A 25,921-nucleotide genomic window follows, 5' to 3' on the forward strand; every position below is an offset into this window, starting at 1 on the left:
GTGAATGGGGGACAGAGTACGCGGCCCGGCGGGCGTGCGTACCGTCGCTCGGCAAACCGGTCGATTGGTGGGGGCAGGGGGGTCCATGAGGGGCCCGGGCCTGCGAGACTGGGCGGCATGGCTGCACGAGTTGGTGACGGGGACGGCACGGTGACGTCCCCCGCTTCCGCCCCCGCGTCCGGACCCCGCCCGCAGGACGGCCCGGAGCCCGGCCCTCCGCCCGGCGGGAGCCCGCTGTCCGTGACGCTCGACGCCGTGCGCCAGGCGCAGAAGGTGCTCTCGGGGGTCTCGCGGACGACTGCCCTGGAGGGCAGCCGGCACCTGTCCGCCCTGATCGGCGCCCCGGTCCACCTCAAGTGCGAGAACCTGCAGCGCACCGGGTCGTTCAAGGTCCGCGGCGCCTATGTGCGCATCGCGGGGCTGTCCGCCCGGGAGCGCGCGGCCGGCGTCGTCGCCGCGAGCGCCGGCAACCACGCGCAGGGCGTCGCGCTCGCCGCCTCCCTGCTGGGCGTGCGGTCGACGGTCTTCATGCCCGAGGGGGCGCCGCTGCCGAAGGTGGCGGCCACCCGGGAGTATGGAGCCGAAGTGCGGTTGCACGGACAGGTGGTGGACGAGACGCTGCGCGCCGCGCAGGAGTACGCCCGGCGCACGGGCGCGGTCTTCATCCACCCCTTCGACCACCCCGACGTCATCGCGGGGCAGGGCACCGTGGGGCTGGAGATCCTGGAGCAGTGCCCGGAGGTGCGCACCGTCGTGGTGGGCATCGGCGGCGGCGGTCTGGCGGCCGGGATCGCGGTGGCGGTCAAGGCGCTGCGGCCGGACGTGCGGATCGTGGGCGTGCAGGCGGCGGGCGCCGCCGCGTATCCGCCGTCGCTGAAGGCGGGCCACCCGGTGACGCTGGAGGCGCCGGCGACGATGGCGGACGGGATCAAGGTCGGGCGGCCGGGCGACGTGCCGTTCGGGATCGTCGAGCGGCTGGTGGACGAGGTCCGCACGGTCTCGGAGGACCAGATAGCCGCCGCGTTGCTGCTCTGCCTGGAGCGGGCGAAGCTGGTGGTGGAGCCGGCCGGGGCGACCCCGGTGGCGGCGCTGCTGGCGGCCCCCTCGTCCTTCGAGGGGCCGGTCGTCGCGGTGCTGTCGGGCGGGAACGTGGACCCGCTGCTGATGCAGGGCGTCCTGCGGCACGGCATGGCGGCCGCGGGCCGCTATCTGTCGCTGCGGCTGCGGCTGACCGACCGGCCGGGGGCGCTGGCCGCGCTGCTGGAGGTGCTGTCGGCGGCGGACGCCAACGTCCTGGACGTCAGCCATGTGCGCACCGATCCGCGGCTCGGGCTCACCGAGGCGGAGGTCGAGCTGCACCTGGAGACGAAGGGGCAGGAGCACTGCTCGGCCGTGCGCGCGGCGCTGCGCGAGGCGGGGTATCTCGTCATGTCCTGAGGACTGGCGCCATGTCCTGAGGACTGTCGCCCGTACAACCCGTACGAGCTGTCGCCCGCACAAGTGGAGTGGAATATCCGGAATTTCCGTTCAGAAGGCGGAATGCGGTCGGTGACCGTAAAGTTCAGTATGACGTCACCGAGCGGGTTCACCGAACGGGGAGAAGCTCCATGCCGGGCGCGATATACGCCGAAGGCCTGGTCAAGGCCTTCGGCGAGGTAAGGGCTCTGGACGGCGTCGACCTCGACATCCCGGAGGGGACGGTCCTGGGGCTGCTCGGTCCCAACGGCGCGGGGAAGACCACCACCGTGCGCGTGCTGACCACGCTCATCCGGCCCGACCACGGGTCGGCCTCCGTGGCCGGCATCGACGTGCTCAAGCGGCCCGACGCGGTGCGGCACAGCATCGGAGTGTCCGGCCAGTTCGCCGCTGTGGACGAGTACTTGACGGGGCGTGAGAACCTCCGCATGGTCGGCCGGCTCTACCAGCTCGGCGGCCGGGAGGCGAAGAAGCGGGCGGGGGAGCTGCTGGACCGCTTCAACCTCGCCGACGCGGCCGACCGGCCCGCCAAGACCTACTCGGGCGGCATGCGCCGCCGGCTGGACCTCGCGGCGGCGCTGGTCGTCAGCCCGCCGGTGATGTTCATGGACGAGCCGACCACCGGTCTCGACCCGCGCAACCGCCAGCAGTTGTGGGAGGTCATCGAGGAACTGGTCGCCGGCGGAACGACGTTGCTGCTCACCACCCAGTATCTGGAGGAGGCCGACCGACTCGCCCACGACATCGCCGTCGTCGACCACGGCCGGGTGATCGCCCGGGGCACCTCCGACCAGCTCAAGGCGCGGACCGGCGGGGAGCGCGTCGAGGTCGTCGTGCACCGGCGCGAGCACATCACCACCGCGGACGAGGTGCTGCGCCGGTTCGGCGACGGCGACTGCGCCGTCGAGGAGCACACCCGCAGGATCACCGTGCCGGTCTCGGGCGGCGCCCGGCTGCTCGCCGAGATCATCCGCGAACTGGACGCCCGCGGCATCGGGATCGACGACATCGGCCTGCGCCGCCCGACTCTGGACGACGTCTTCATCTCGCTCACCGGCCACGCCGCCGAAGCGGAGGAGCGGAAGGAAGGGGCTGTCCCATGAGTGTCGTCGGCGGTGCCCGGCACCGTGCTCCGGTGCCCTCCCGGGGCGGGGTCGTCACCCAGTCCGTCCGGGATTCCTTGGTCGTCGCCCAGCGCAATCTGATCCGGATGATCCGGATTCCGGAGGTGGTGGTCTTCGGGCTGGTCCAACCGATCATGTTCGTGGTGCTGTTCAGCTATGTCTTCGGCGGCTCGATCGCCGTGGGCGGCAGCACGAAGTCCTCGCTCTACCGCGAGTTCCTGATGGCCGGCATCTTCGCGCAGACGGTGACCTTCGCCACCGCCGGTGCGGGCGCGGGCATCGCGGACGACATGCACAAGGGGCTCATCGACCGCTTCCGCTCGCTGCCGATGGCGCGCGGCGCGGTCCTCACCGGGCGGACGCTCGCCGATCTGGTGCAGACCGCGCTGACGCTGGTGGTGCTCGCGGTGGTCGCCGTCATCGTGGGCTGGCGGATCCACGAGGGCGTCCTGAAGGCGCTGGCGGGCTTCGCGCTGCTGCTCCTGCTCGGGTACGCGTTCTCGTGGATCGGCGCCGTGATCGGGCTGACGGTGCGGACCCCCGAGGCGGCCACCTCCGGCGGGCTGATCTGGCTCTTCCCGCTGACGTTCATCTCGAACGCCTTCGTGCCGTCCGGCAACATGCCGACGGTGCTACGGGTGATCGCCGAGTGGAATCCGTTCAGCGCCACGGTGCAGGCCGCGCGCGAGCTCTTCGGGAACCTGCCGCCGGGCTATCCGGTGCCCTCGGCCTGGCCGATGCAGCACCCGGTATGGGCGTCGCTGATCTGGTCGGCGCTGATCATCGTGGTCTTCCGGTGGCTGTCGGTGCGCAAGTACCGCTCGGCGACGGGATGACCGGCCGCAGGGTGACCGGCCGCAGGGTGACCGGGGGGCGCGGGCCGATCGACAAGTGCCGTGAACGTCGTACGGCCCCGGACCGTCACGCGGTCCGGGGCCGTACGGCGGCGTCGGGGCTCAGCCCTGGTAGGGCTTGGCGTCCAGGATGCGGACCTTGGCCTTCTTGCCGTTCGGCAGCTCGTACTCGGCGTCCTCGCCGATCTTCTTGCCGTTCACACCGGTGCCCAGGGGCGACTGGGGGGAGTACGTCTCGATGTCCGAGCTGGCGTACTCGCGGGAGGCGAGCAGGAACGCCAGGGTGTCCTCGGGGTCCCCGTCGAAGGCGATGGTGACGACCATGCCCGGGGCGACCACACCGGTGGCGGCCGGGGCCTCGCCGACCTTCGCGTGCTCGAGCAGCTGGGTCAGCTGACGCACACGGAGCTCCTGCTTGCCCTGCTCCTCCTTGGCCGCGTGGTACCCGCCGTTCTCTCGCAGGTCACCTTCCTCGCGCGCCGCGGCGATCTTGGCCGCGATCTCCGTGCGAGCGGGACCAGACAGGTACTCCAGCTCGGCCTTGAGCTGGTCGTACGCCTCCTGAGTCAGCCAGGTGACGTTGTCGCTGGTCTGGGTCACAGGTGCTCCTCGTCGGTGCTGGGGAAAACTTGGGGGTCACGGATACAAATGAACGCCCTACTCAGAAGGGTGCACCTCCAAAGGCGGGCGAAACCACGAGCCTAACAATTACGTCCGGAATGGGGGAAGGAGCTGAGGGGAGAAAACGCGCAAGAAGCGCATCAACGCAGGTCAATGCGTGTGTGTCCTGGATCGCTCCCGGGTGTTTCCCACCCCGGCGATCAGTTCTGCACGGTGCGGCAGCCCTCGAGGTCCGTGAAGCGGGCCCGGGCGGTGGTGCGGAGCGTGACCCGCTCGGTGAAGTGCTCCTCGGCGCGGTCGAGCGGCACGTCCAGACGGGAGACCTCGGAGCCGTCGTAGGCGCGGGAGCGCAGGGTGCACACGGCCTTCTCGTCCTTGCCCTTGCGCACCTCGATGACCGCCTGGACCGAGGTGTCGGACATGGTCTTCGACCGGATCAGCTGGGCGTTCACCTCCGACGACTTGGTGATGTAGTGCACAGCCATCCACCCGACGAGGGCGAGCAGGACCGCGCCCAGCACACCGCCGACGATCTTCAGCTTGCGGTCGGCGCGTTCGTCCGCCGAGCGGCCGTAACGCCCCTCGGGCAGGGCCTCGCGCTGCGCAGCCATGATCGTTTCCTCCTGGGTGCGATGTGTGAACGCGGAATGAAATGCCTCCCGCTTCGGTCACTATAGGAGGCGTCTGCCGAGACGAGTGACTGAGGATCGAGCCTTGACTGAGCAGCTGCGAATGATGGCCGTTCACGCCCACCCCGACGATGAGTCGAGCAAGGGCGCGGCCACGATGGCCAAGTACGTGTCCGAGGGGGTGGACGTGCTGGTCGCCACCTGCACGGGTGGGGAGCGCGGTTCCATCCTCAACCCCAAGCTCCAAGGGGACCCTTACATCGAGGAGCACATCCACGAGGTCCGCGCCAAGGAGATGGCGGAGGCGCGGGACATCCTCGGCGTCAAGCAGGAGTGGCTGGGCTATGTGGACTCCGGGCTGCCCGAGGGCGACCCGCTGCCGCCGCTGCCCGAGGGCTGCTTCGCGCTGGTGGACGTCGAGGAGGCGGCGGGGACGCTGGTGAAGCTGATCCGCGAGTTCAAGCCGCACGTGATCACCACGTACGACGAGAACGGCGGCTATCCGCACCCCGACCACATCATGACCCACAAGATCTCGATGGTGGCCTTCGAGGCGGCCGGGGACCCCGAGCGCTACCCCGAGGCGGGCGAGCCCTGGCAGCCGCAGAAGCTCTACTACAACCAGGGCTTCAACCGGCAGCGCACCCAGGCCCTGCACGACGCGCTGATCGAGCGCGGCATGGAGTCCCCGTACGGCGAGTGGCTGGAGCGCTGGGACAGCATCGGCCGCGACCGCGACCTGACAACCTTCGTCCCGTGCGGCGACTTCTTCGAGATCCGTGACAAGGCGCTGATCGCCCACGCCACGCAGATCGACCCGGACGGCGGCTGGTTCCGTGTGCCGCTGGACATCCAGCGCGAGATCTGGCCGACCGAGGAGTACGAGCTCGCCAAGTCCCTCGTGAGCACCTCCCTCCCCGAGGACGACCTCTTCGCGGGCATCCGCAACAATTGACCCCATGATGAGCGCGACTGCCTCCCTCGCTGTCACTCACCTCGTGCCCCTCGCGGGCGAGGAGCTTGACAAGAACAAGGTCACCCCCGGTGTGCTCGGCTTCATCGTCTTCGCCGTCATCGGCGCCGCCGTCTGGCTGCTGATGAAGTCGATGACCAAGCACATGAAGAAGGTCGACTTCGTGGAGGCGCCGGAGACCTCCGCCGCCGGTGCGGGCCTGGCGGCGGCCGCCGCCGACCCGTCGGCCGACGCGTCGGGGGCCAAGCCCGCCAAGGGCTGACCGGCTCCGGCCGGTCCGGTCCGGAGGCACCCCCCAAGGTGCCGCCGGACCCTTTGGCGTGCCCCGGTCTTTTGGCGTGCCGCCCGGCCTGCCCGGCGCCGGCCCGGCCTTTCCGACGCCCAGCCTTTCCGACGGTCCGGTGGTCCGGCCCGACAGTGCACGGAGTGCCCGGTCCCGAGCAGGCCCGCGGACGTCCCGGTGCGGTGCCGTGTCCCGCGTAGGTCGCGAGGCTCTTCCGGTGTGCGGCTCCGCCGCGATGGGCGCGAGCGGCCACGGACGGCCCGTATCCGACCGGCGGCATCTACGACCATCTACGGCCGACCGCACCTCCGCCGGAGCGCTCCGGCGGAGTGTCAGCGCGGCAGCACGGCCACCACCTCCCGCGCATGCCGGCCCGGCACCATCCCGAGGCGCCACGCCTGCCAGCCGGACTCCGGCTCCACGCCCCGCTCCAGCACCAGCGCGAACGCCTCCGCGTACTGCTCCAGCGACGGATCCACCGCCCAGTCGGCGGACCGCAGCTCGCCCCGCAGCCGGGCGAGCTCCTCCTCGGCGACCGCCGTCCCCACCACCGAACCGCCCGGTGACGCCAACGGCAGCAGGGTGCAGCGCAGGAATCGCGCCCAGCTCTCCCCGCGCCGGTCGCCCAGCGCCCCGAACAGCCGGGCCGCCCCGTCCACCAGCTCCAGCGCCTGCGCCGCACGGCCGTTGCCCGCGTCGATCACGGCCAGCTCCACGCAGGACCACGCCTCGCCGTGCTCCACGCCCACCCGCTGGAAGTCCAGCCGGGCGTCCTGGAGGAGCTGCCGGGCGAAGCCGCTGTTGCGCAGACTGCCGGTCTGGGCCGCCCGCTGGTCCCGGGTGACCCGCGCCGAGTGGTGCCGGGCGCACGCCAGCCCGTAGACGTCGCGCATGCGATTGAACATCGTGCGCGCCCGCTCCAACTCCCGCAGCGCCGCCGGGAGATCGCCCGACTCCTCCAGCGCCTGCCCCAGGTGGAACAGCGTCCATGCCTCGCCCCGCGCGTCCTCGTGCTCCCGGTGCAGGGCGGCCGCCTGCCGCAGCCCGTCCGCCGCGGCCGGCGCGTCCCCGGCGGTCAGCCGGGCCCGCGCCAGCTGGGTCAGCGCCCAGGCCGCGCCCCGGCCGTCCTGGGTGCGCCCGTACAGCTCCAGGGCCTCCCGCAGCTCCTCCTCGGCCTGTGCCGCCCGGCCCATGCGCAGCAGCACCTGGCCCCGGTGGAAGTGCGCCCACGCCTGGCCGTGCAGGCTCTCGCTCTCCAGGTGCAGTGCCAGCGCCGGCGCCAGCAGGTCCAGCGCCTCCGCGAGGCGGCCGCGGTCCCGCTCGACCGCCGCCAGCGCGTGCATCGTCCAGGCCCGGTCGCCGCTCAGCTCCGGCGCGGTCTGCAACTCCAGCGCCTCGCGCAGCTTTTCGGCCGCCTCCCGCATGTGGCCCTGGTGCTGGAGCGTGATGCCCAGGTCCCGCAGGGCCCGGGCGGCGCCCGCCGGGTGCTGTGCGTCGAAGTACAGATCCACGACCGAGGTCAGCGTCGTACGGGACTTGTCCAGCTCGCCCAGCTGGCGGGCCGCGACACCGGTGCGCCATTGCACCGAGCGGTTGAGCAGCTCCCGGTCCGTGGACTGCGTCAACTCGCTGAGCTCGCCCAGCCGGTAGAGGTCGCCGCGCAGCAGGCAGTAGTCGCACAGGGCGCCCAGCAGGTGCAGCACCGCCGACTGGTCCACGCCCTCGGTGTGCCGCAGCGCCGCCGTGATGAAGCTCGACTCGTCGTCCAGCCAGCGCAGCGCCGCGTCCAGCGAGGCGAAGCCGTGGCCGCCGCCGGCGCCCCGGGCGAACGCGTCGGCGCGGGTGGAGGTCTTGCCGTCCACCATGCGGATCACCGAGTCGGCCAGCTCCGCGTAGCTGCGGATCAGCCGCTCCTGGGCGGCGCCCCGCTCGGCGGGGGGCTCCTCCTCGTGCAGCCGGGAGTGGGCGAAGTCGCGTACCAGGTCGTGCATCCGGAAGCGGCCCGGGCGCACCGGCTCGATCAGGCCCGACCGGGCCAGCTCCGTCAGGGTGCGGGCCGCCTCCTTCTGGTCCGCCCCCAGCAGTGCCGCCGCCGCGGCCGCGCCCAGCGAGGCCCGTCCGGCCAGTGCGAGCCGGCGCAGCAGTTTGCGGGCGTCCTCGTTCTGGTCGAGGTAGCGCAGCCACAGGGCCCGCTCGACCGGGCCGGTCTGCCCGGCGGCGGCCAGCTCCGCGGCCAGCGTCCGCGCGGTGCGCGGGCCCAGCGAGGAGCCCGCCACGCGCAGCGCCAGCGGCAGCCCGCCGCACAACTCCCCGACATCCGCCAGGACTTGATCGTCACCGGGCCCGCCGCCGCCCTCCTCCTCGGCCACCGACCGCAGCAGCTCCCGCGCCGCCGCCCCGTCCAGCGGGCCGACCTCCAGCTGATGGGACCAGGCCACCAGATCCACCGGCAGAGCCAGCGGGGCGCGGGCCGTGACCAGCACCAGGCTCTCGGAGCGCTCGGGCACCAGCGCGCGGACCTGCTCCACGTCCGAGGCGTCGTCGAGCACGATCGTGACCGGCAGCCCCGTCAGGTGCTGGTGGTACACCTCCGACAGCCGCTTGAGGTGCTGGTCCTGCGAGGACCGCTCCCGGAAGAGGAGCTGGTCGCGCGGGGCGCCGAGCCGGTTGAGCAGGTGCAGCAGCGCGTCCCGGGTGGCCAGCGGCGGCTCGTCGTGGCTCTCGCCCCGCAGGTCCACCACGCACGCGCCCCGGAACTGGTCGCGCAGCTGCTGGGCGGCGTGCAGCGCGAGGGTGGAGCGGCCCGAGCCCGACGGGCCGTGCAGCACCACGACCACCGGTTTGGTCTCCGTGCTCGCCCGGGCCTGGTGCACCCACTGGGCGATCCGGTCGAGCTGCTCCTTGCGGCCGGTGAACCGGCCCTGGTCGGCGGGCAGATCGTCGAAGGAACGGGCCAGGACGCTGCGCCGGCGGGCGGCCGCGCTGCGGTCGCCGCCGCGCAGCGGCAGGGTGGAGGCCGTGTCCTTGCCGGACTTGGCCTCGGTGGAGGGGCGGGCCGTCCCCCGGAGCATCCGCTGCTGGTCGAGGAACGGCCTTATGCCGCGCACCTCCACCGCCGTCAGCCACTGGAGCCGCAGCTGCTGGGCGCCGCCCGGCTGCCCGCGCAGCCCGGCGCGCCGGTGGACGGCCGGCCAGTGACCCGCCGTCAGCTTCAGGAGCGTCGTCACCGCACCGGCCAGGGCCACCGCCACGCCGGTGCTCAGCGCCGTGCCCGTCGAGGTGCCGTACCCCAGGTCGGCGACGGACGCGGTGACCGCGGCGACGGCCGTCACCAGCGCGGGGGTGCCCAGCGCGGGCCCCGACAGCCGGGCCGACAGCGGCGCGACGGACGCCGCCTCCTCGTCCAGCGCATGGACATAGGTGCCGTACTCCTCGGCGGCGGCCGCGGCGAGCACGTCCAGCTCGTCGCGTGCCCGGCGCAGCAGCGCTCCGCCGTCCGCGCGGCCGCCGGAGCGGCGCACCTCCTCCTCGACGGCCCGTTCCAACAGGCTCTCGACGTCTCCCCGGTGGCCCTGCCGCAGGGCGGGCAGCGAGCTCTGCATACGTCGTCCCCCTTCGACCAGCAAACTTCGACCAGCGAACTTCACGCAGCACACTGCGGCCAGCGGACTGCGACGGGCGAACTTTCCGTCGGCGAATGCCAAGGCGTTCAGTCTTCCGCCTAGGAGGGATTTCCGGCAGCCCTGTGGATAACCCGCCTGTGGAGAACCTGGGAGAACTCCGCACGGGTGTTGCTGACGGAGATCGGAGCATCGGGTGGGGAAGTCGGGGTCCCTGTTGGTGAAGGATGGGGCCATGCCGAACCGCCTGGCGCACGAGACGTCGCCCTACCTCCTCCAGCACGCGGACAACCCGGTCGACTGGTGGCCCTGGTCGCCCGAGGCGTTCGAGGAGGCGCGCCGCCGCGACGTGCCCGTCCTGCTGAGCGTCGGGTACGCGAGCTGCCACTGGTGCCATGTGATGGCGCACGAGAGTTTCGAGGACGCGGAGACCGCCGCGTACCTCAACGAGCACTTCGTCTCCGTCAAGGTCGACCGCGAGGAACGGCCCGACGTCGACGCCGTCTACATGGAGGCCGTGCAGGCCGCCACCGGCCAGGGCGGCTGGCCCATGACCGTCTTCCTCACCCCCGATGCCGAGCCCTTCTACTTCGGCACCTACTTCCCGCCGGCGCCGCGGCACGGCATGCCCGGCTTCCGTCAGGTGCTGGAGGGCGTCACGGCCGCCTGGACCGGACGGCGCGAAGAAGTGGGCGAGGTCGCGGGGCGGATCGTGCGCGACCTCTCCGAGCGCACCCTCACCACGACCGGCGAACGGCCGCCCGGCGCCGAGGAGCTGCACCTGGCGCTCATGGCGCTGACCCGCGACTTCGACGCCGTGCGCGGCGGTTTCGGCGGCGCGCCCAAGTTCCCGCCGTCCATGGTGCTGGAGTTCCTGCTGCGCCATCACGAGCGCACGGGGTCCGCGGCCGCGCTCGACATGGTGACGGCCACCTGCGAGGCCATGGCCCGCGGCGGCGTCTACGACCAGCTCGGCGGCGGCTTCGCGCGCTACGCGGTGGACAGCGGCTGGGTGGTGCCGCACTTCGAGAAGATGCTCTACGACAACGCCCTGCTGTGCCGGGTGTACGCGCACCTGTGGCGGGCCACCGGCTCCGGCCTCGCCCGCCGGATCGCCCTGGAGACCGCCGACTTCCTCGTCCGCGAAATGCGCACCGCCCAGGGGGGTTTCGCCTCGGCGCTGGACGCCGACAGCGAGGACGCCGACGGGCGGCACGCCGAAGGCGCCTACTACGTCTGGACGCCCGCCGAACTGCGCGAGGTTCTGGGCGAGGCCGACGCGGCGCTCGCCGCCCACCACTTCGGCGTCACTGAGGACGGCACCTTCGAGGAGGGCGCCTCCGTCCTCCAACTCCCGGACACCGAGAGCCTGGTGGACGCCGCCCGCATCGCCTCGGTCCGTGAGCGCCTGCTCGCCGCGCGGGACCGCCGGCCGCGGCCGGAGCGCGACGACAAGGTCGTCGCCGCCTGGAACGGCCTGGCGATCGCCGCGCTCGCCGAGACCGGCGCCTACTTCGACCGGCCCGACCTCGTCCAGGCCGCGACGGACGCCGCCGACCTGATCGTCCGCGTCCACATGGACTGGAACGCCCGGCTCTTCCGCACCTCCCTGGACGGCGTCGCCGGTGCCCACGCGGGCGTCCTGGAGGACTACGCCGATGTCGCCGAGGGCTTCCTCGCGCTGTCGGCCGTCACCGGCGAGGGGGTGTGGGTCGACTTCGCGGGCCTTCTCCTCGACACCGTCCTGATCCGCTTCCGGGACGAGGACGGCGCCCTGTTCGACACCGCCGACGACGCCGAGACCCTCATCCGCCGCCCCCAGGACCCGACCGACAGCGCCGCGCCCTCCGGCTGGACGGCCGCCGCCGGCGCGCTGCTCACCTATGCGGCGCTGACCGGCAGCGCACCGCACCGGGACGCGGCCGAACGGGCGCTGGGCGTGGTGCGGATGCTGGGCGGCAAGGCGCCGCGTTTCATCGGCTGGGGCCTGGCCGTCGCGGAGGCGCTCCTGGACGGGCCCCACGAGGTCGCCGTCGTCGGCCCGGCCGACGACCCGGCCACCCGCGCCCTGCACCGCGTCGCCCTGCTCTCCCCGCGGCCCGGGGCGGCGGTCGCCCTGGGCGAGCCGGCGTCGGCCACGGCGGCGGAGGTGCCGCTGCTGGCGGACCGGCCGCTGGTCGAGGGGCGGCCCGCGGCGTATGTGTGCCGGAACTTCGCGTGCGAGCGGCCGACCGGCGATCCGGCCGCGCTGGCGGAGAAGCTGGGCGTCAGGGAGTGATGGGCGTCAGGGAGTGACGGGCGTTTTCAGAGGGTGAGGCCGCGCTCCAGCACGTCCAGCGCGCGGCCGAGGTAGGCCAGCGGGTCGTCCTTCTGGCCTCCGTCGACCCAGACCATCAGCGCTTCCTGCATCGCCGCCAGCACCGCCGCGGTGACCACGCGCACCTCGATGTCGTCCGCCCGCCGGCCGGTGCGCTCGGCCAGCACGCCGCAGATCATGCCGACCGACTCGGCCATGCCCTCGCCCGAGCGGGCGCGCAGCGCGGGCACGTCCCGGATCAGGCGCATGCGCACCCGCATCTCGGGGGTGTCGTCGCCGAGGATGTGGCGCAGCCCGTCGACGACGGCGTGGCGGACGGCCGTCAGCGGCGGCTCGTCCGCCGGGCGCCCCCGGAGGACGGACTCCAGCAGCGGGTCGTACTCGTCCGTGAGGACGATGTCCTCCTTGGTCGGGAAGTAGCGGAAGACCGTGCTCGGGGAGACGTCGGCGGCGTCGGCGATCTGGTCGACGGGGGTCGCGTCGTACCCCTGCTCCTCGAAGAGGCGGTAGGCGGCGCTGCGGATCGCCTGCCGGGTCTGGATCTTCTTCCGCTCGCGCAGCCCGAGCCGGGGGCCGGGCTTCGCGGCGGGGGAGGTCTGTGCCGATGCCATGACGGCATTGTCAGGCATCGGACGATTCGACGGCGACCGGGCCGGAAGCGTCCGGCCGTGTACGGGAGTCGGGCAGGAAGGCGCCCACCAGCAGTGCGGCGGCGAGGGCGGTGCCGCCGCAGACGGTCAGGGCCAGGTCCATGCCGTGGACGTACGCGGCGTCGGCGGACCGCAGCAGCGCCGCGTCGCCCAGTTTCGCGGCCGTGGCGTGGGCGGCCATGACGGATTCGCCGGCCGTCCGCGCGGCGGCGGGCGGCAGCCCGTCCGTGTCGAGCCGGCGGGTGTAGGCGCCGGCGATCAGGCTGCCGCACACGGCGAGGCCGACCGCCGCGGAGACCTGACGCAGCGTCGTCAGCAGGCCGGAACCGACACCGGCGCGGTGCCGGGGCAGGGTGCCGAGCGCCTCGGACATGGCGGGGATGATGGCGAGTCCGAAGCCGATGCCGACGAGGGACAGCCACAGGGCCGTGAAACCGTAGCCGTCGCCGGGGTCCGTCCGGCTGCCGAGCAGCGCGGCCAGTGCCATGACGGCCAGGCCGCCGCCGATGACCGGACGCGGGCCCAGCCGCCGGAGCAGTGGAGCGGTGGCGCGCGAGGAAAGCAGCATCCCGGCCGGCATGGGCACCATGCGCAGACCGGTGCCGAAGGCGTCCTGGCCGAGGACGGTCTGCAGGTACGGGGGCAGGACGAAGAGCAGCCCGGTGAGGGTGAACATCACCAGCGAGGCCGCGACCGTGTTCCACAGGAAGCCCCGGTGGCGCAGGAGTACGAGGTCGAGCATGGGCCGCTCCTGCCGCCGGGAGCGCACCACGAGCAGGGTGATCAGGAGGGCGGCGGCGGTCAGGGTGCCGAGGACGGGCGGGGAGCTCCAGCCGCGTCCCGGGCCCTCGGTGACGCCATAGACCAGGGCGCCGAGGCCGCCGACGGCGAGGGCGGTGGCGAGGACGTCGACCGTGGGGGAGGCCGGGTCGGTGGTCTCGGGGAGGAGGAAGAGACAGGCGGCGACGGCGAGGCCGATGAGGGGCACGTTGACGAGGAAGACCGAGCCCCACCAGAAGTGGTCGAGGAGGAGCCCGCCGACGAGCGGGCCCAGCGGCATCCCGAGCGCGGCGGCGCCGGAGACCGCGCCCATGGCCTTGGTGCGCTCGTCGGGGCCGAAGAGCGAGGGCAGGACGGCCATGGCCAGCGGCATGATCAGCGCGGCCCCGGCGCCCATGACGCAGCGGGCCGCGACGACGGTCGCCGTGTCCTGCGCGAACGTGCCGGCCAGGGAGCCGGCGAAGAAGACGGCGAGGCCGGTCACCAGCATGCGACGGCGGCCGAAGCGGTCGCCCAGCAGGCCCGCCGGGAGCATCAGGGCGGCGAAGACGACCAGGTAGGAGTCGGCGATCCACTGCAACGCGCCGGTGCCGGCGTGCAGTTCGGAGGCCATGGTCGGCAGGGCGACGTTGAGGATCGTGCCGTCGAAGCCCAGGACGAGCATGCTCGTGACGATCGCGCCCAGGGCCCACCAGCGGCGGGGATCGGGGTGGGGGCCGGAGCGGGGACCTGTGGTGCGCGGTGGGGTCCGGGGGACGGCGGCAGGCGGCATGACGCACTCCTTTGAGAGTTGAAGTCAAATGACAGTAACTCTCAAAAGAGTGGGGGAGTCAACTCTTGATGTCCTGCCTGCTCGTCCTTGATGGAGCGCTGATTGTCAGTGGGGTGTGTGACCCTGTGGGCAGGGCAGGGGACGGTCAGTGTCAACGACCGAAAAGGGGTGGGTGATCCGTGATGGGTGCAGCGGCGCACGCGCTGGTCGCGCTGATCGGCGCGGTGTGCGTGGGGAGTTACGTTCTCGCCGGTGAACTGGCGGTGCTGGTGGTGGTGCTGGCGAGCGTCGGGGGCCTGACATGGCGAGTGGCCGCGGCCTCCCGGCCACGGCCACTGCGTTGGGGGCGCCATGGGCGCCCGGTGTCGGAGATGTCTGGGGTGTCGGGGGTGTCAGGGGTGCGAATACGCCACCAGGGAGATGCCCACGTAGTGCACGACGAAGGCCGCCAGCGTCAGTGAGTGGAACACCTCGTGGAAGCCGAACCAACGGGGCGACGGATTGGGGCGCTTGATCCCGTAGATCACGCCGCCCACGCTGTAGAGGAGGCCGCCGACGATCACCAGTACCAGGACGGCGATGCCGCCCTTGCGCAGGAAGTCGGGCAGGAAGAAGACGGCGGCCCAGCCCATGGCGATGTAGCAGGGGGTGTAGAGCCAGCGCGGCGCGCCGACCCAGAAGACGCGGAAGGCTATGCCGGCCGCTGCCGCGGCCCAGACCGCCCACAGCAGCAACTGGCCGCGGCCGCCCGGGATCAGGAGCATGGTCAGCGGGGTGTAGGTGCCCGCGATGATCAGGAAGATGTTGGCGTGGTCGAGGCGGCGCAGCACCGCGGTCGCCCGGGGGCTCCAGTTGCCGCGGTGGTACAGCGCGCTGATGCCGAACAGCAGGCAGGCGCTGAGCACATAGACGGCGCAGGCGATCCGGCCGCGGGTGCTGTCGGCCAGGGCCGTCAGGAAGACGCCGGAGATCAGCACGGCGGGGAACATCCCGGCGTGCAGCCAGCCGCGCAGCCGGGGCTTGGCGGCGGCCGGCTGTGCGTCGGGGCGGGGGTCGGACGAGGGCGCGGCGGTCGCGGCACCGGCGGAAGTGGCGGGCGCGACGGGCGCCGCGTCGGGCGCGGGTGTCATGGCGCCATGCTACCTACGCCACCGTAAGTTACGGATCAGTACCACGTGGCGATGGTCACGGGAGTGCCCCCTGGACAGAACCGAAACGGAGTCGGATGATCAAATGAGTGCGGGCGGCACCGGATGAGCGGTCGCGAAGCGTCTGGGTCGCAGCCCCCAAGGGGCGAATGCAGAGACGGACCCGCTGCCGGTCAGGCAGGCGGACGGTCCGTTCCACCCTCAATATGCGACGCCGGGCGCCGTGGCCCCCGGCGGGACGGAGCGATCGTGGCGCGCGCAAATGCGGCTCCCACCACCCCCACCAACCACCAGGAACTCATCTCCTGGGTCGATGAGATCGCCGCCCTCACCCAGCCGGACCGGATCGTCTGGTGCGACGGCTCCGAAGCCGAGTACGAGCGCCTGTGCGAAGAGCTCGTGGCCAAGGGCACGTTCCGGAAGCTCGACCCGGTCAAGCGCCCCAACTCGTACTACGCGGCCTCCGACCCCACGGACGTGGCCCGCGTCGAGGACCGGACGTTCATCTGTTCCGCCAAGGAGGAGGACGCCGGCCCGACGAACCACTGGAAGGCCCCCGCGGAGATGCGGGAGATCTTCGCCGGTGAGAAGGGTGTCTTCCGCGGCTCCATGCGCGGCCGCACCATGTACGTCGTGCCCTTCTGCATGGGCCCGCTCGGCTCGTCGCTCTCCGCCATCGGCGTCGAGATCACCGACTCCGCCTACGTCGCCGTCTCCATGCGCACCATGACCCGCATGGGACAGCCCGTCCTCGACGAGCTCGGCTCCGACGGCTTCTTCGTCAAGGCCGTGCACACCCTCGGCGCCCCGCTGGCCGAGGGCGAGGCGGACGTGCCCTGGCCGTGCAACACCACCAAGTACATCTCGCACTTCCCCGAGGACCGGGAGATCTGGTCCTACGGCTCGGGCTACGGCGGCAACGCCCTGCTGGGCAAGAAGTGTTACGCCCTGCGCATCGCCTCCGTCATGGCCCGCGACGAGGGCTGGCTCGCCGAGCACATGCTCATCCTCAAACTCACCCCGCCGCAGGGCGAGGCGAAGTACGTGGCCGCCGCCTTCCCGTCCGCCTGCGGCAAGACCAACCTCGCCATGCTGGAGCCGACCGTCTCCGGCTGGACGGTCGAGACCATCGGCGACGACATCGCCTGGATGCGCTTCGGCGAGGACGGCCGCCTCTACGCGATCAACCCCGAGGCCGGCTTCTTCGGCGTCGCCCCCGGCACCGGCGAGCACACCAACGCCAATGCGATGAAGACCCTCTGGGGCAACTCCGTCTTCACCAACGTCGCGCTCACCGGCGACGGCGACGTCTGGTGGGAGGGCATGACCGAGAAGACGCCCGCGCACCTGACGGACTGGAAGGGCAACGACTGGACGCCGGAGTCCGGCACCCCGGCCGCCCACCCCAACGCCCGCTTCACCGTGCCGGCTTCGCAGTGCCCGATCATCGCGCCGGAGTGGGAGGACCCCAAGGGCGTGCCGATCTCGGCCATCCTCTTCGGCGGCCGCCGCGCCTCGGCCGTCCCGCTGGTGACCGAGTCCTTCAGCTGGAACCACGGCGTCTTCATCGGGGCCAACGTGGCCTCCGAGAAGACCGCCGCCGCTGAGGGCAAGGTCGGCGAGCTGCGCCGCGACCCGTTCGCCATGCTGCCGTTCTGCGGCTACAACATGGGCGACTACATGGGCCATTGGGTCAACGTCGGCAAGGACAAGGACCAGTCCAAGCTGCCGAAGATCTACTACGTCAACTGGTTCCGCAAGGACGCGGGCGGCCGCTTCGTGTGGCCGGGCTTCGGCGAGAACAGCCGGGTCCTGAAGTGGATCGTCGAGCGGCTGGACGGCCGGGCGGAGGGCGTCGAGACGCCGATCGGCGTGCTGCCGACGCGGGACGCGCTGGACCTGGAGGGTCTCGAACTGCCCGAGGCGGACCTGGAGTTGCTGCTCTCCGTCGACAAGGAGGTGTGGCGGGAGGAGGCAGGGCTGATCCCCGAGCACTTCAACACGTTCGGCGACCACACGCCGAAGGAGCTGTGGGACGAGTACCGGGCGCTGGTGCAGCGGCTGGGGTGACGGGTGGGGGTTGGGGGGGGCGGGGGTTTCTTCTCCCCGCCCCGCCCTAATCCTCCCCCAGAGGGGGTGCCCCCACGCAGGGGGCTGCGCCCCTGCGCGACCCCGCGTGCGCGCTGCCGCGCGCGGGGCCGCCGCGCTCCGCGCGGTGGGGCCGGGCCCGCGCTCCGCGCGGGTGGCGGGGCTTCGCCCCTGCGCCCCACCGGGGGCTTCGCCCCCTGGACCCCGAGGGGGGCGCACCCGCTCGGGCCCCGAGGGGCTTGGCCCCTTGGGCCCCGAAGGGGTTCAGCCCGCTGGGCTCCGACCGGGGCTGAGCCCCGGGCCCGATGGGGGCTTGGCCCCCTGACCGAGGCCGGCCCCTGGCCCCGAAGCGCCCTTCGGGCTCCCCCGGAGGGGGCACCCCCAGTCCTCAAAGTCCCCGGAGGGGGCAACCCCCGGACGGGCTGGGAGAGATGCCGGACCGACTGGACGGATCGTCCTCAAGCGCCGGACCGGCTGGACGGGTCAAGCGTCGGACGGGCTGGATGTGCCGGCCAAGCCGGACGGGTCGGACCGTCCGGGTCGGCCGGTCGGGCCGTCCGGAGCGGGTGCGATGGCCTCGTCATGTGCCCGCAGGCGTTCCGCCGCCAAGGCCATGCCCTCCTCGTCGCCGCGCGAGGACGCGACGACCAGGGCCTGGCCCGCCAGCATGTGGGCCCGGTGGTGCAGGGCGCGGACGCGGGACGGGTCGGAGATCAGGATCGTCGGGACGGCGCGCAGCGGGGCGTCCCCGCCGCGCAGGCGCTCGATCCGGGTGGCCAGGCGCCGCGCCGCGTCGTCCAGGCCGGCGGAGGGAGCCAGGGCGCGCAGCTCGTCGGTCACCGTGAGCAGTGCGGTCAGATGGCCCGCGAGGCGGATGTCGAGTTCCTGCTCGCGGGAGCGGGCCGGGCCGTGCGCGGCCCGCGTCGGGTCGGCCATGGTGTGGACCGACGGGGAACGGATCGGCTCGTACATGGGATGGCCTCCTGCGTGTCCTACAGAAGGCCATCCTAACTTAGACTCTGTCTAAAGTTATTGCGCGTAGCCTTCCAGGAAGTCCCCGATCCGGGTCACCGCGTCCGCCAGGTCCTTGGCGTTCGGCAGCGTGACCAGGCGGAAGTGGTCCGGCTCGGGCCAGTTGAAGCCCGTTCCGTGGACCACCATGATTTTTTCCGCGCGGAGCAGATCGAAGACCATCTGCCGGTCGTCCTTGATCTTGTAGACCTTGGGATCCAGCCGCGGGAACGCGTACAGCGCGCCCTTCGGCTTCACACAGGTCACGCCCGGGATCCGGGTCAGCATCTCGTGCGCGACGTCGCGCTGCTCCAGCAGCCTGCCGCCCGGCAGCACCAGGTCGTTGATCGACTGCCGGCCGCCGAGGGCGGTGGCCACCGCGTGCTGGGCGGGCATGTTGGCGCACAGCCGCATGTTGGCGAGGATCGTCAGGCCCTCGATGTAGCTGTCGGCGTGCGCCTTGGGGCCGCAGACCGCCATCCAGCCGCTGCGGTAGCCCGCCACCCGGTACGCCTTGGACAGCCCGTTGAAGGTGAGGGTCAGCAGGTCGGGGGCGATGGCGGCGGTCGGGGTGTGGGTGACTCCGTCGTAGAGGATCTTGTCGTAGATCTCGTCGGAGCAGACGATCAGGTTGTGGCGGCGGGCGATCTCCGTGAGGCCGCGCAGCATCTCGTCGTTGTAGACGGCGCCCGTGGGGTTGTTGGGGTTGATGATGACGAGCGCCTTGGTGCGGTCGGTGACCTTGCGCTCGATGTCGGCCAGGTCCGGCATCCAGTCCGACTGCTCGTCGCAGCGGTAGTGCACGGCGGTGCCGCCCGCGAGGGAGACGGAGGCGGTCCAGAGGGGGTAGTCCGGGGCGGGGACGAGGACCTCGTCGCCGTCGTCGAGCAGGGCCTGCATCGACATCTGGATCAGCTCGGAGACGCCGTTGCCCAGGTAGACGTCCTCGACGGAGAGCTCGACGCCCTTGGTCTCGTAGTGCTGGACCACCGCGCGCCGCGCGGACAGCAGGCCCTTCGCGTCGCCGTAACCGTGCGCGTCGCCGACGTTGCGCAGCATGTCCTCCAGGATCTCCGGAGGGCATTCGAAGCCGAAGATCGCGGGGTTGCCGGTGTTGAGCTTGAGGATGCGGTGCCCCGCTGCCTCCAGCCGCATCGCCTCCTCCAGCACCGGGCCACGGATCTCGTAGCAGACGTTGGCGAGTTTCGTTGACTGGATCACCTGCATGACGGCCACCCTACGGGGGCGCGGGAGCGTCCGCGCGGGCTTTCGCGGCGCGCACGGCGCCCCCGGAGGGGCCGGTTCGGCGGAGCGGCGCGCGGTGCACGGGGTGACCCGCCAGTACGTCCATGCGCCGTCCGTCTTTCATCGCAAAGCGCCCGGCAATCGGGACATAAGGAATGCCGGGCGGAAGCGTCCGAGGGGCTTCGAAAGTGGCCGCGTACGGTCATGGTTCTTGGATCGGAGGAGCAAGATCCGCGCCCCGGATCGGGCCCCGTTCGGGCGGCCGGGGACCGGCCGCAGGGCGTGACGTGAGATGCGCCACGCCCACAGCGGCACGCCCACAGCGCTGCGGGGCTGGGTACGGGGCTAGAAGAACGTGCGGATGTAGTCCGTCACCGTGCCGTCCGCCGCCGCCACCGGAATCAGCTGCCACTTGTCGAACGTCGTGCACGGATGCGACAGCCCCAGCCCCACCCAGTCCCCGACCTCCAGCTCCGCGTCCTCCGGGAGGGAGACGAAGGCGTGCTGGTCGGCCAGGCCCGTCACGGTCATCCCGACCGCGTCGCGCAGCGATCCGTCCCGCGCCGAGCGGATGACCTGGACCTCCGGCAGCCCCAGGTCGTACGGGGCGTCCCGCTTGCCCGCGTTGAGGTAGGCGCGGCCCGGCTCCGGGCGGGAGACGCACTGGGCCCAGAGGCGGAACGCCGGGCGCAGGGCGCCCTGTTCGGGATGGCGCCCGAAGGGGGTCTTGTTCCGGTACTGGCCGTCGTCGTGCGTCACGTACGCGCCGGAGCGCAGCAGCTTCAGGGCCGGGGCCGACAACTCGGGCAGCTCCCCGAAGACTTCCGCGACCGTGTCGAACCAGGCGCTCCCGCCCGCGCTCACCACGATCTCCTCGACCCCCGCGAACCGCCCCGCCGCGTCGAAGGCGACGGCGATGCCGGTCAGCCGGCGCAGCCAGGCGCGCACGGACACCTCGTCCGCGTCCGGGATCTCGGCCTCGTAGCCGGCCACGCCGACCAGCCGCAGCGTCCCCGTGGCGGCGACCGCGTCGGCGACCAGCTCCGCGTCCGCCTCGGTGCGCACGCCCGTACGGCCGCCCATGGCGCCGAGTTCGACGACGACGTCGAGCGGGCGGACGGCCTCCGCCTCGCGCAGGGCCGCGTCCATGAGCTCCACGCCGCGCACGGAGTCGGCGTAGACGACGATGCGGAAGTCCGGGTCGGCCGTGAGCTCGCCCGCGAGCCAGCGCAGCGCCGCCGCGTCGACGAGCTCGTTGGCGAGGAAGATCCGCCGGACGCCGAACGCGCGGTAGGCGCGGACCTGGCTGGGCACGGCGGCGGTGATGCCCCACGCCCCGTGCGCGAGCTGGCGCTCGAAGAGCTGCGGGGCCATGGACGTCTTGCCGTGCGGGGCGAAGGCGAGGCCGTGCTCGGCGGACCAGCGCTCCATGAGCGCGAGGTTGTGGTCCAGAGCCTCGGTGGAGAGCGCGAGCACGGGTGTGGTGAAGCCGCCGGTGAACAGGCAGCGCCGCTCGGCGGCGAGCGCGCCGACGGCGAGTCCCTCCGCGTCCGGGGGAAGACCCTTGAAGCGGTGGTCGATGCGGTCGTGGGCGAGCCGGGCCAGGGCGTCGTCTGCGGCGGCCATGGAGCCTCCAGGGTCATGTTGCGGTATGTGCAACGTCCGTTGCGTACAACGCATGGAGCTGTCTAACATCCGGGCGAGCGCCGGGTCAACGGCCCGTCTCACATCGGCTGGATCGGCTGGATCGGCTGGATCGGCGGGGAGGAGCGGACGCGCAGTGATCGACGTGACCTGCGTCGGCGAGACGCTGATCGCCTTCCGCCCGGCCGGGCGCGAGGGCGGCCTCGGGGACGCGTCCTCCTTCGTCCGCGGCGTCGGCGGCGCCGAGTCCAACGTCGCGTGCGCGCTGTCGCGTTGGGGCCACCGGACGCGCTGGATCGGGCGCGTCGGCGAGGACGGGTTCGGCACCCATGTCCTGGGGACGCTCGCCGCGCACGGCGTGGACACCTCCGCCGCGCGCCGTGATCCGCGCCGGCCCACCGGTGTGTACTTCCGTACGCCCGAGGAGCGGTCCACGACCGACGGCGGACGCGCCCAAGTCGCCTACTACCGCGCCGGATCGGCGGCCACCGCCCTCTCCCCGGACCTCGTCGACCGGGACACCGCCTGGGCCGGACGGATCCTGCACCTCAGCGGCGTCACCGCCGCCCTCTCCGCGAGCTGCCTCGCGCTGCTGCGCGCGCTGACGGCCCCCGGGCCGCGACGCCCGCCGGTCTCCTTCGACGTCAACTACCGGGCGGGGCTGTGGCGCACGGCCCCCGAGGGCCCCGGCGTCCTGCTCGAACTCGCCCGCCGCAGCGACATCGTCCTCGTCGGGGAGGACGAGGCGGAGGCGGCATGGGGGCTGCGCGGGGCCGCCGCCGTACGGGCCGCGCTGCCCGAGCCTGCCGTGCTCGTCGTCAAACGAGGCGCGGCCGGGGCCGTCGTGCACACCCGCGACGGCCTCGTCGCCGCCGAACCCGCGCCCTCGGTCGAGGTCGTCGACCCGGTCGGGGCGGGCGACGCGTTCGCGGCCGGATTCCTCTCCGGCACGCTGCGCGGACTGCCGTACGCCGCGCGGCTGCGGCACGGCCACCTGCTGGCCGCGGCGGCCCTCACCAGCCCCGGCGACCTCGCCGAACCGCCGCCCGCGCGCGAGCGGGCCGACCGGCTCGCCGCCCTCGGCACCACCGCGTGGGGCAGACTGCGTCTCGGCCCCGGCTGGGCCGGCGAAGCACATCTCGACGAAGCACATCTTCAGGGGGAGCGCACCGCATGAGCCAGACCGTCGACCGCGCCCTGACCATCCTCCCGTTGCTGGCCGAGGGCCCCGCCAACCTCGAACAGGTCGCCGTCCGCCTCGGCGTCCACAAATCCACCGCGCTGCGGCTGCTGCGCACCCTGCACGAACACGGCATGGTCTACCGGCAGCAGGACCAGCGCTACCGGCTCGGGGCGCGGCTCTTCGCCCTCGCCCAGCAGGCCTTCGAGAGCCTCGACGTACGGGAGATCGCGCATCCGCACCTCGTCGCGCTGAACGAACGGTGCGGGCACACGGTGCACCTGGCGGTGTACGAGGACGGCGAGGTCGTCTACATCGACAAGGTCGACAGCCGGTACCCCGTACGGATGTACTCGCGGATCGGCAAGCCCGTCGCGATCACCGTGGCCGCGGTCGCGAAGCTGCTGCTGGCCGATCTCCCGGAAGGCGAGCGGCGGGCCCTGGCCGAGCGGCTGGACTACCCGGCGTACACGCCCCGTTCGACACCGAACGCCCCCGCGTTCCTGCGGGAACTGGCCGTGGTGCGCGAGCGGGGCTGGGCGGCGGACTTCGGCGGCCACGAGGAGTCGATCAACTGTGTCGGGGCGCCGATCCGGGGCGCGGACGGCCGGGTGGTCGCGGCGTGCTCGCTGTCCGCGCCGAACGTCGTGGTGAGCTCCGACGAACTGCTGGCGCTGCTCCCGGTGTTGCGGGCGACGGCGGAGACGATCGGCGCGGAGTACTCCGGAAAGCCGCTTTCGGCACAGTAGCGAGAGATGGGAAACGAATGACCGAGAAGACCGCTGTCACCCCGGCCGGGCACACGGCCCCGCCCGCGCTGTTCTCGCACGGCGTGCGCAAGGGGAACATCCTGCAGGTCGCCGGCCAGGTCGGCTTCCTGCCCGCCGACGGTTCCGGCAAGCCGGTGGTCGTCGGCCCCGGGCTCCGCGAGCAGACCGAGCAGACGCTGGAGAACGTGCGCGCGGTGCTGGAGGAGGGCGGCGCGTCCTGGGAGGACGCGGTGATGCTGCGGGTGTACCTCACGGACACGGCGCACTTCGCGGAGTTCAACGAGGTGTGGGACGCGTACTTCGCCGGCCGGGTGAAGGTGCCTGCGGCGCGGACGACGGTGTACGTGGGCCTGCCGGCAGGCCTCCTCGTGGAGATCGACGCGCTGGCGGTCCTGGGCTAGGCCCTGGTCCGGGCCTCGACCCGGCGCCGCCAGTACCGCCACCCGGCGTCGATCTGGCTGGCGGCCCAGACCACCGCGTCCTTCTCCAGACACTCCTGGTGGCTCGTCCAGTGGCGCGGGCCGCCCGCGGCCAGGGCGGTGAGCAGGGTCTGGCAGGCGCGTTCGAGCAGGATCGCGTACATGACCGCGTGGGCGATGTCGTGGCCGACCGCCGCGAGGCCGTGCCCGGGCATGAGGCAGGCACGGGCCTCGCCGAGGTCGGCGGCGAGCGCACGGCCCAGTTCGGGGGTGCGGACAAGGTCGGACGTGGCGGTGAACCGGGGCAGCCCGTGCTCGGCGAAGACGACGGCGTCATGACTGATCGCGCGCAGGGGTTCGCCGAGCGCGCTGAAGGCGTTGACCACCGGGGAATGGGTGTGCACGCTGACGTTCACGTCGGGCCGCGCCCGCATGATCCCGGTGTGGATGTGGTGCTCCAGATGGATCTTCCCGGTCCCCTCCAGCAGTTCACCCGTCCACGAGACGAGCAGGACGCGCTCGGGAGTGATCTCCTCCAGCCCCCAGCCCGCCGATTTCATCCACACGCCGCGCCCGGCCGGATCGCGAACGGCCAGGTGCCCCCACACCATGTCGCCCTGCCCGGCCTCGGAGAGGACCTGGCTGCCGAGGGCGACCAGGGGGGCCGGGGTGTCGTTGTCGGCTTGGGGTGACGGTACGGGGCTTCTGTCATCCTTCATGGGCGGATCATCTCCTCTGTTGGGCTGAACGATGCCTATACGGTGCGTACTTGGTGTTTCCGAGCCCACAGGCTTGGCGTGCCCCTGCGGGGATGCGGCCGGTGGGGTCGGGGGGCGGGGGAGATCTGTCACCCATTTGGGCGAATCCCGGGGAACGAGAGCCGAGCGCGCCGGGTGCCCGCAAAGCTGGCCTTTGCCTGGAAGGGAGTGCAGCATGACGGTTATGGCCGAGCGCATGTCACACATGTCGGTGGAGGACTTCGAGCAGATCGCCTCCGCATCGCCCGAGACCGTCACGTTGGAGTTCATCAACGGACGGATCGAGGAAAAAGCAGTGGCCGACGGGGATCACGGCGCGATCATCATGTGGCTGCTCAGGCTGTGCATGCAAACGCGCCCTGAACTCGACTTGTACACCGGTCAGGGACTGAAGGTCGGGGGGTATCGCAAGGGCAGGGCCCGGCCGGACGGCGCACTTGTACCTGTGAACTACTTTGCCGGGCGAGGCGAATGGGCCGACCCGGACGGCGTGCTGATGGCCGTCGAGGTCACCTCGTACGATGCGGACACCGATCGTCGCGACCGGCGGGAGAAGCCGGATGCCTACGCCGCCGCAGGCATCCCCCTCTATCTGCTCATCGACCGCGACTCCTGTGAAGCCGTGGTCCACATCAACCCCGATCAAGAAAAGGGCTGTTACCGCGACGTCCACCGGGCGCCCTTCGGGGAGCAGGTCAACCTCCCCGCCCCCGTCGGAGTCGTCCTCGACACCGAGGTCCTCAAGAACTACGTACGCTGAACCCGTCGCACCGGCGGTGCCGGGCTGGCCGTCGGGTACGGCCGGCTGTCCGCCGAACTCCGCTCCCGGCGATGTCAGTGGTGCCTTGTTGAATGGGCACCATGACCGTTCACACCCTCGTGGCCGAGCTCCCCGACCCCGCCGTCCTCCTGGCCCGCTGTCGAGCACTCGCACTGCTCGACGCCATACTCGACGGCGACACCCCTAGGCACTCGTTCGTGTCCGGCTGGCGTGACGGTGTGGACCTGGCGTTCATGGAGAACGGGTCCGGGGACGAGTACACCGTGGTGTTCGACCCGGCCGGAGTGTTCCTCTACGGCTTCGATCACGAGTCTGCCGCCACGCCGTGGAGAGAGGAGCCCCGTGCGCACTGGCCCGGTCTGCTCGACGGGCTTCCTGCCTCGCTCGCGCAGTATCCGCGCGCACCGGAGCTCCAGGTGGACGGGTTCTTCGACGCCACGGTCTGCGCGTGGCGCGAGACAGGCGCTACCACGTGGCAGTGCGGGCCGGTCAGCTTCGCCGCCGATGAATCGGACGGTGCGGACTGGCTTTTCGATGTCCTCACCGACAGCAGCCCCAAGACCTATGCGGACTTCGCCGAGCATTACTTCGAGAAGTCCGTCGACCCTCAGGCCGTGGCCGCGGTGTGGGCGGGCGAGCCGCTCACCCGCCGGACGGTCGCTGTGCTGTCCTCCGTAGCGGACTTCGAGTCCATCGCCTCGCAGGCCCGAGACCTGGGCTACGCCGTGCAGGACGAGATAGCGCTCTGACCTGGCGGTGTCCGTCTCACGGCTCCGCC

Annotated in this window: 22 protein-coding genes; 12 read left to right on the top strand and 10 right to left on the bottom strand. The window is 72.2% G+C overall.

Features of this window, described 5'->3' with window-relative positions:
• The first annotated feature begins 117 nt into the window (after positions 1–117).
• The 3 genes from ilvA (at position 118) to AB8735_RS23455 (ending at position 3,436) form a co-directional block, all read left to right on the top strand.
• A complete protein-coding gene (ilvA, locus tag AB8735_RS23445) occupies positions 118–1,437 on the top strand; it encodes a threonine ammonia-lyase (RefSeq protein ID WP_344020502.1) in 1,320 nt (439 codons plus the stop codon).
• Positions 1,438–1,607: 170 nt separating this feature from the next.
• On the top strand, positions 1,608–2,579 hold the full coding sequence (locus tag AB8735_RS23450) for an ATP-binding cassette domain-containing protein (RefSeq protein ID WP_372409147.1): 972 nt from the start codon (positions 1,608–1,610) through the stop codon (positions 2,577–2,579).
• Entirely contained in the window at positions 2,576–3,436 is an 861-nt protein-coding gene (locus AB8735_RS23455; RefSeq protein WP_344020498.1) for an ABC transporter permease, read from the top strand. Before AB8735_RS23450 ends, AB8735_RS23455 begins: the two co-directional genes overlap by 4 nt.
• 120 nt (positions 3,437–3,556) lie before the next feature.
• Here AB8735_RS23455 and greA read toward each other — a convergent pair whose 3' ends face one another.
• The gene (gene greA / locus AB8735_RS23460) at positions 3,557–4,054 is read right to left on the bottom strand and encodes a transcription elongation factor GreA (protein ID WP_344020496.1); all 498 of its coding nucleotides are present in this window, start codon (positions 4,052–4,054) and stop codon (positions 3,557–3,559) included.
• Positions 4,055–4,275: 221 nt separating this feature from the next.
• On the bottom strand, positions 4,276–4,686 hold the full coding sequence (locus tag AB8735_RS23465; RefSeq protein WP_344020494.1) for a DUF4307 domain-containing protein: 411 nt from the start codon (positions 4,684–4,686) through the stop codon (positions 4,276–4,278).
• Positions 4,687–4,789: 103 nt separating this feature from the next.
• On the opposite strand from AB8735_RS23465, the gene mca reads away from it, so the two are divergent.
• Both mca and AB8735_RS23475 read left to right on the top strand, forming a co-directional pair.
• Positions 4,790–5,659, top strand: coding sequence for a mycothiol conjugate amidase Mca (mca, locus tag AB8735_RS23470; RefSeq protein WP_344020492.1), 870 nt, complete (start codon positions 4,790–4,792; stop codon positions 5,657–5,659).
• 7 nt (positions 5,660–5,666) lie between these two features.
• Positions 5,667–5,939 (top strand): hypothetical protein, encoded by a 273-nt coding sequence (locus AB8735_RS23475; protein ID WP_344020556.1) that lies wholly within the window; start codon positions 5,667–5,669, stop codon positions 5,937–5,939.
• A gap of 353 nt (positions 5,940–6,292) precedes the next feature.
• Here the strand turns inward: AB8735_RS23475 and AB8735_RS23480 are convergent, their stop codons facing one another.
• Positions 6,293–9,562, bottom strand: a complete 3,270-nt coding sequence (locus AB8735_RS23480; protein WP_372409150.1) for a tetratricopeptide repeat protein — start codon at positions 9,560–9,562, stop codon at positions 6,293–6,295.
• Positions 9,563–9,815: 253 nt separating this feature from the next.
• Between AB8735_RS23480 and AB8735_RS23485 the strand changes: the two genes are divergently transcribed.
• The gene (locus tag AB8735_RS23485) at positions 9,816–11,858 is read left to right on the top strand and encodes a thioredoxin domain-containing protein (protein WP_372409152.1); all 2,043 of its coding nucleotides are present in this window, start codon (positions 9,816–9,818) and stop codon (positions 11,856–11,858) included.
• 26 nt (positions 11,859–11,884) lie between these two features.
• Here the strand turns inward: AB8735_RS23485 and AB8735_RS23490 are convergent, their stop codons facing one another.
• From AB8735_RS23490 to AB8735_RS23500, 3 genes are all read right to left on the bottom strand, one after another.
• Positions 11,885–12,508, bottom strand: a complete 624-nt coding sequence (locus AB8735_RS23490; RefSeq protein ID WP_344020486.1) for a TetR family transcriptional regulator — start codon at positions 12,506–12,508, stop codon at positions 11,885–11,887.
• A 10-nt stretch (positions 12,509–12,518) separates the two neighbouring features.
• On the bottom strand, positions 12,519–14,099 hold the full coding sequence (locus AB8735_RS23495) for an MFS transporter (protein ID WP_372409154.1): 1,581 nt from the start codon (positions 14,097–14,099) through the stop codon (positions 12,519–12,521).
• Between the two features lie 392 nt (positions 14,100–14,491).
• On the bottom strand, positions 14,492–15,229 hold the full coding sequence (locus AB8735_RS23500; RefSeq protein WP_344020481.1) for a hemolysin III family protein: 738 nt from the start codon (positions 15,227–15,229) through the stop codon (positions 14,492–14,494).
• 267 nt (positions 15,230–15,496) lie between these two features.
• Between AB8735_RS23500 and AB8735_RS23505 the strand changes: the two genes are divergently transcribed.
• On the top strand, positions 15,497–17,317 hold the full coding sequence (locus AB8735_RS23505; RefSeq protein ID WP_372409156.1) for a phosphoenolpyruvate carboxykinase (GTP): 1,821 nt from the start codon (positions 15,497–15,499) through the stop codon (positions 17,315–17,317).
• Positions 17,318–17,818: 501 nt separating this feature from the next.
• Here the strand turns inward: AB8735_RS23505 and AB8735_RS23510 are convergent.
• From AB8735_RS23510 to AB8735_RS23520, 3 genes are all read right to left on the bottom strand, one after another.
• The gene (locus tag AB8735_RS23510) at positions 17,819–18,307 is read right to left on the bottom strand and encodes a hypothetical protein (protein WP_372409157.1); all 489 of its coding nucleotides are present in this window, start codon (positions 18,305–18,307) and stop codon (positions 17,819–17,821) included.
• Positions 18,308–18,364: 57 nt separating this feature from the next.
• The gene (locus tag AB8735_RS23515; RefSeq protein WP_344020475.1) at positions 18,365–19,573 is read right to left on the bottom strand and encodes a pyridoxal phosphate-dependent aminotransferase; all 1,209 of its coding nucleotides are present in this window, start codon (positions 19,571–19,573) and stop codon (positions 18,365–18,367) included.
• Between the two features lie 363 nt (positions 19,574–19,936).
• On the bottom strand, positions 19,937–21,217 hold the full coding sequence (locus AB8735_RS23520) for an amino acid deaminase (RefSeq protein WP_372409158.1): 1,281 nt from the start codon (positions 21,215–21,217) through the stop codon (positions 19,937–19,939).
• Positions 21,218–21,371: 154 nt separating this feature from the next.
• Between AB8735_RS23520 and AB8735_RS23525 the strand changes: the two genes are divergently transcribed.
• The 3 genes from AB8735_RS23525 to AB8735_RS23535 are packed head-to-tail and all read left to right on the top strand — an operon-like array spanning position 21,372 to position 23,586.
• On the top strand, positions 21,372–22,412 hold the full coding sequence (locus AB8735_RS23525) for a sugar kinase (protein ID WP_372409160.1): 1,041 nt from the start codon (positions 21,372–21,374) through the stop codon (positions 22,410–22,412).
• Positions 22,409–23,164 (top strand): IclR family transcriptional regulator, encoded by a 756-nt coding sequence (locus AB8735_RS23530; RefSeq protein ID WP_344020469.1) that lies wholly within the window; start codon positions 22,409–22,411, stop codon positions 23,162–23,164. The genes AB8735_RS23525 and AB8735_RS23530 overlap by 4 nt, the downstream gene beginning before the upstream one ends.
• 17 nt (positions 23,165–23,181) lie before the next feature.
• Positions 23,182–23,586 (top strand): RidA family protein, encoded by a 405-nt coding sequence (locus AB8735_RS23535; protein WP_372409161.1) that lies wholly within the window; start codon positions 23,182–23,184, stop codon positions 23,584–23,586.
• Here AB8735_RS23535 and AB8735_RS23540 read toward each other — a convergent pair.
• Entirely contained in the window at positions 23,583–24,323 is a 741-nt protein-coding gene (locus AB8735_RS23540) for a class II aldolase/adducin family protein (RefSeq protein ID WP_372409163.1), read from the bottom strand. The genes AB8735_RS23535 and AB8735_RS23540 overlap by 4 nt on opposite strands.
• A gap of 214 nt (positions 24,324–24,537) precedes the next feature.
• Between AB8735_RS23540 and AB8735_RS23545 the strand changes: the two genes are divergently transcribed.
• The gene (locus tag AB8735_RS23545) at positions 24,538–25,122 is read left to right on the top strand and encodes a Uma2 family endonuclease (RefSeq protein ID WP_344020463.1); all 585 of its coding nucleotides are present in this window, start codon (positions 24,538–24,540) and stop codon (positions 25,120–25,122) included.
• Positions 25,123–25,223: 101 nt separating this feature from the next.
• On the top strand, positions 25,224–25,892 hold the full coding sequence (locus AB8735_RS23550; RefSeq protein WP_372409165.1) for a hypothetical protein: 669 nt from the start codon (positions 25,224–25,226) through the stop codon (positions 25,890–25,892).
• The last annotated feature ends 29 nt before the right edge of the window (positions 25,893–25,921 follow it).

This window comes from Streptomyces luteireticuli, from assembly GCF_041519305.1.
Classification (GTDB): Bacteria; Actinomycetota; Actinomycetes; order Streptomycetales; family Streptomycetaceae; genus Streptomyces; species Streptomyces luteireticuli.

Coding starts and splice junctions, on each gene's coding strand:
- AB8735_RS23455 (WP_344020498.1), top strand. CDS start 2,576: ATGAGTGTCGTCGGCGGTGCCCGGCACCGTGCTCCGGTGCCCTCCCGG.
- AB8735_RS23450 (WP_372409147.1), top strand. CDS start 1,608: ATGCCGGGCGCGATATACGCCGAAGGCCTGGTCAAGGCCTTCGGCGAG.
- AB8735_RS23485 (WP_372409152.1), top strand. CDS start 9,816: ATGCCGAACCGCCTGGCGCACGAGACGTCGCCCTACCTCCTCCAGCAC.
- AB8735_RS23540 (WP_372409163.1), bottom strand. CDS start 24,323: ATGAAGGATGACAGAAGCCCCGTACCGTCACCCCAAGCCGACAACGAC.
- AB8735_RS23495 (WP_372409154.1), bottom strand. CDS start 14,099: ATGCCGCCTGCCGCCGTCCCCCGGACCCCACCGCGCACCACAGGTCCC.
- AB8735_RS23535 (WP_372409161.1), top strand. CDS start 23,182: ATGACCGAGAAGACCGCTGTCACCCCGGCCGGGCACACGGCCCCGCCC.
- AB8735_RS23465 (WP_344020494.1), bottom strand. CDS start 4,686: ATGGCTGCGCAGCGCGAGGCCCTGCCCGAGGGGCGTTACGGCCGCTCG.
- ilvA (WP_344020502.1), top strand. CDS start 118: ATGGCTGCACGAGTTGGTGACGGGGACGGCACGGTGACGTCCCCCGCT.
- AB8735_RS23475 (WP_344020556.1), top strand. CDS start 5,667: ATGAGCGCGACTGCCTCCCTCGCTGTCACTCACCTCGTGCCCCTCGCG.
- AB8735_RS23480 (WP_372409150.1), bottom strand. CDS start 9,562: ATGCAGAGCTCGCTGCCCGCCCTGCGGCAGGGCCACCGGGGAGACGTC.
- AB8735_RS23520 (WP_372409158.1), bottom strand. CDS start 21,217: ATGGCCGCCGCAGACGACGCCCTGGCCCGGCTCGCCCACGACCGCATC.
- AB8735_RS23515 (WP_344020475.1), bottom strand. CDS start 19,573: ATGCAGGTGATCCAGTCAACGAAACTCGCCAACGTCTGCTACGAGATC.
- AB8735_RS23510 (WP_372409157.1), bottom strand. CDS start 18,307: ATGTACGAGCCGATCCGTTCCCCGTCGGTCCACACCATGGCCGACCCG.
- AB8735_RS23550 (WP_372409165.1), top strand. CDS start 25,224: ATGACCGTTCACACCCTCGTGGCCGAGCTCCCCGACCCCGCCGTCCTC.
- AB8735_RS23490 (WP_344020486.1), bottom strand. CDS start 12,508: ATGGCATCGGCACAGACCTCCCCCGCCGCGAAGCCCGGCCCCCGGCTC.
- AB8735_RS23530 (WP_344020469.1), top strand. CDS start 22,409: ATGAGCCAGACCGTCGACCGCGCCCTGACCATCCTCCCGTTGCTGGCC.
- AB8735_RS23500 (WP_344020481.1), bottom strand. CDS start 15,229: ATGACACCCGCGCCCGACGCGGCGCCCGTCGCGCCCGCCACTTCCGCC.
- AB8735_RS23545 (WP_344020463.1), top strand. CDS start 24,538: ATGACGGTTATGGCCGAGCGCATGTCACACATGTCGGTGGAGGACTTC.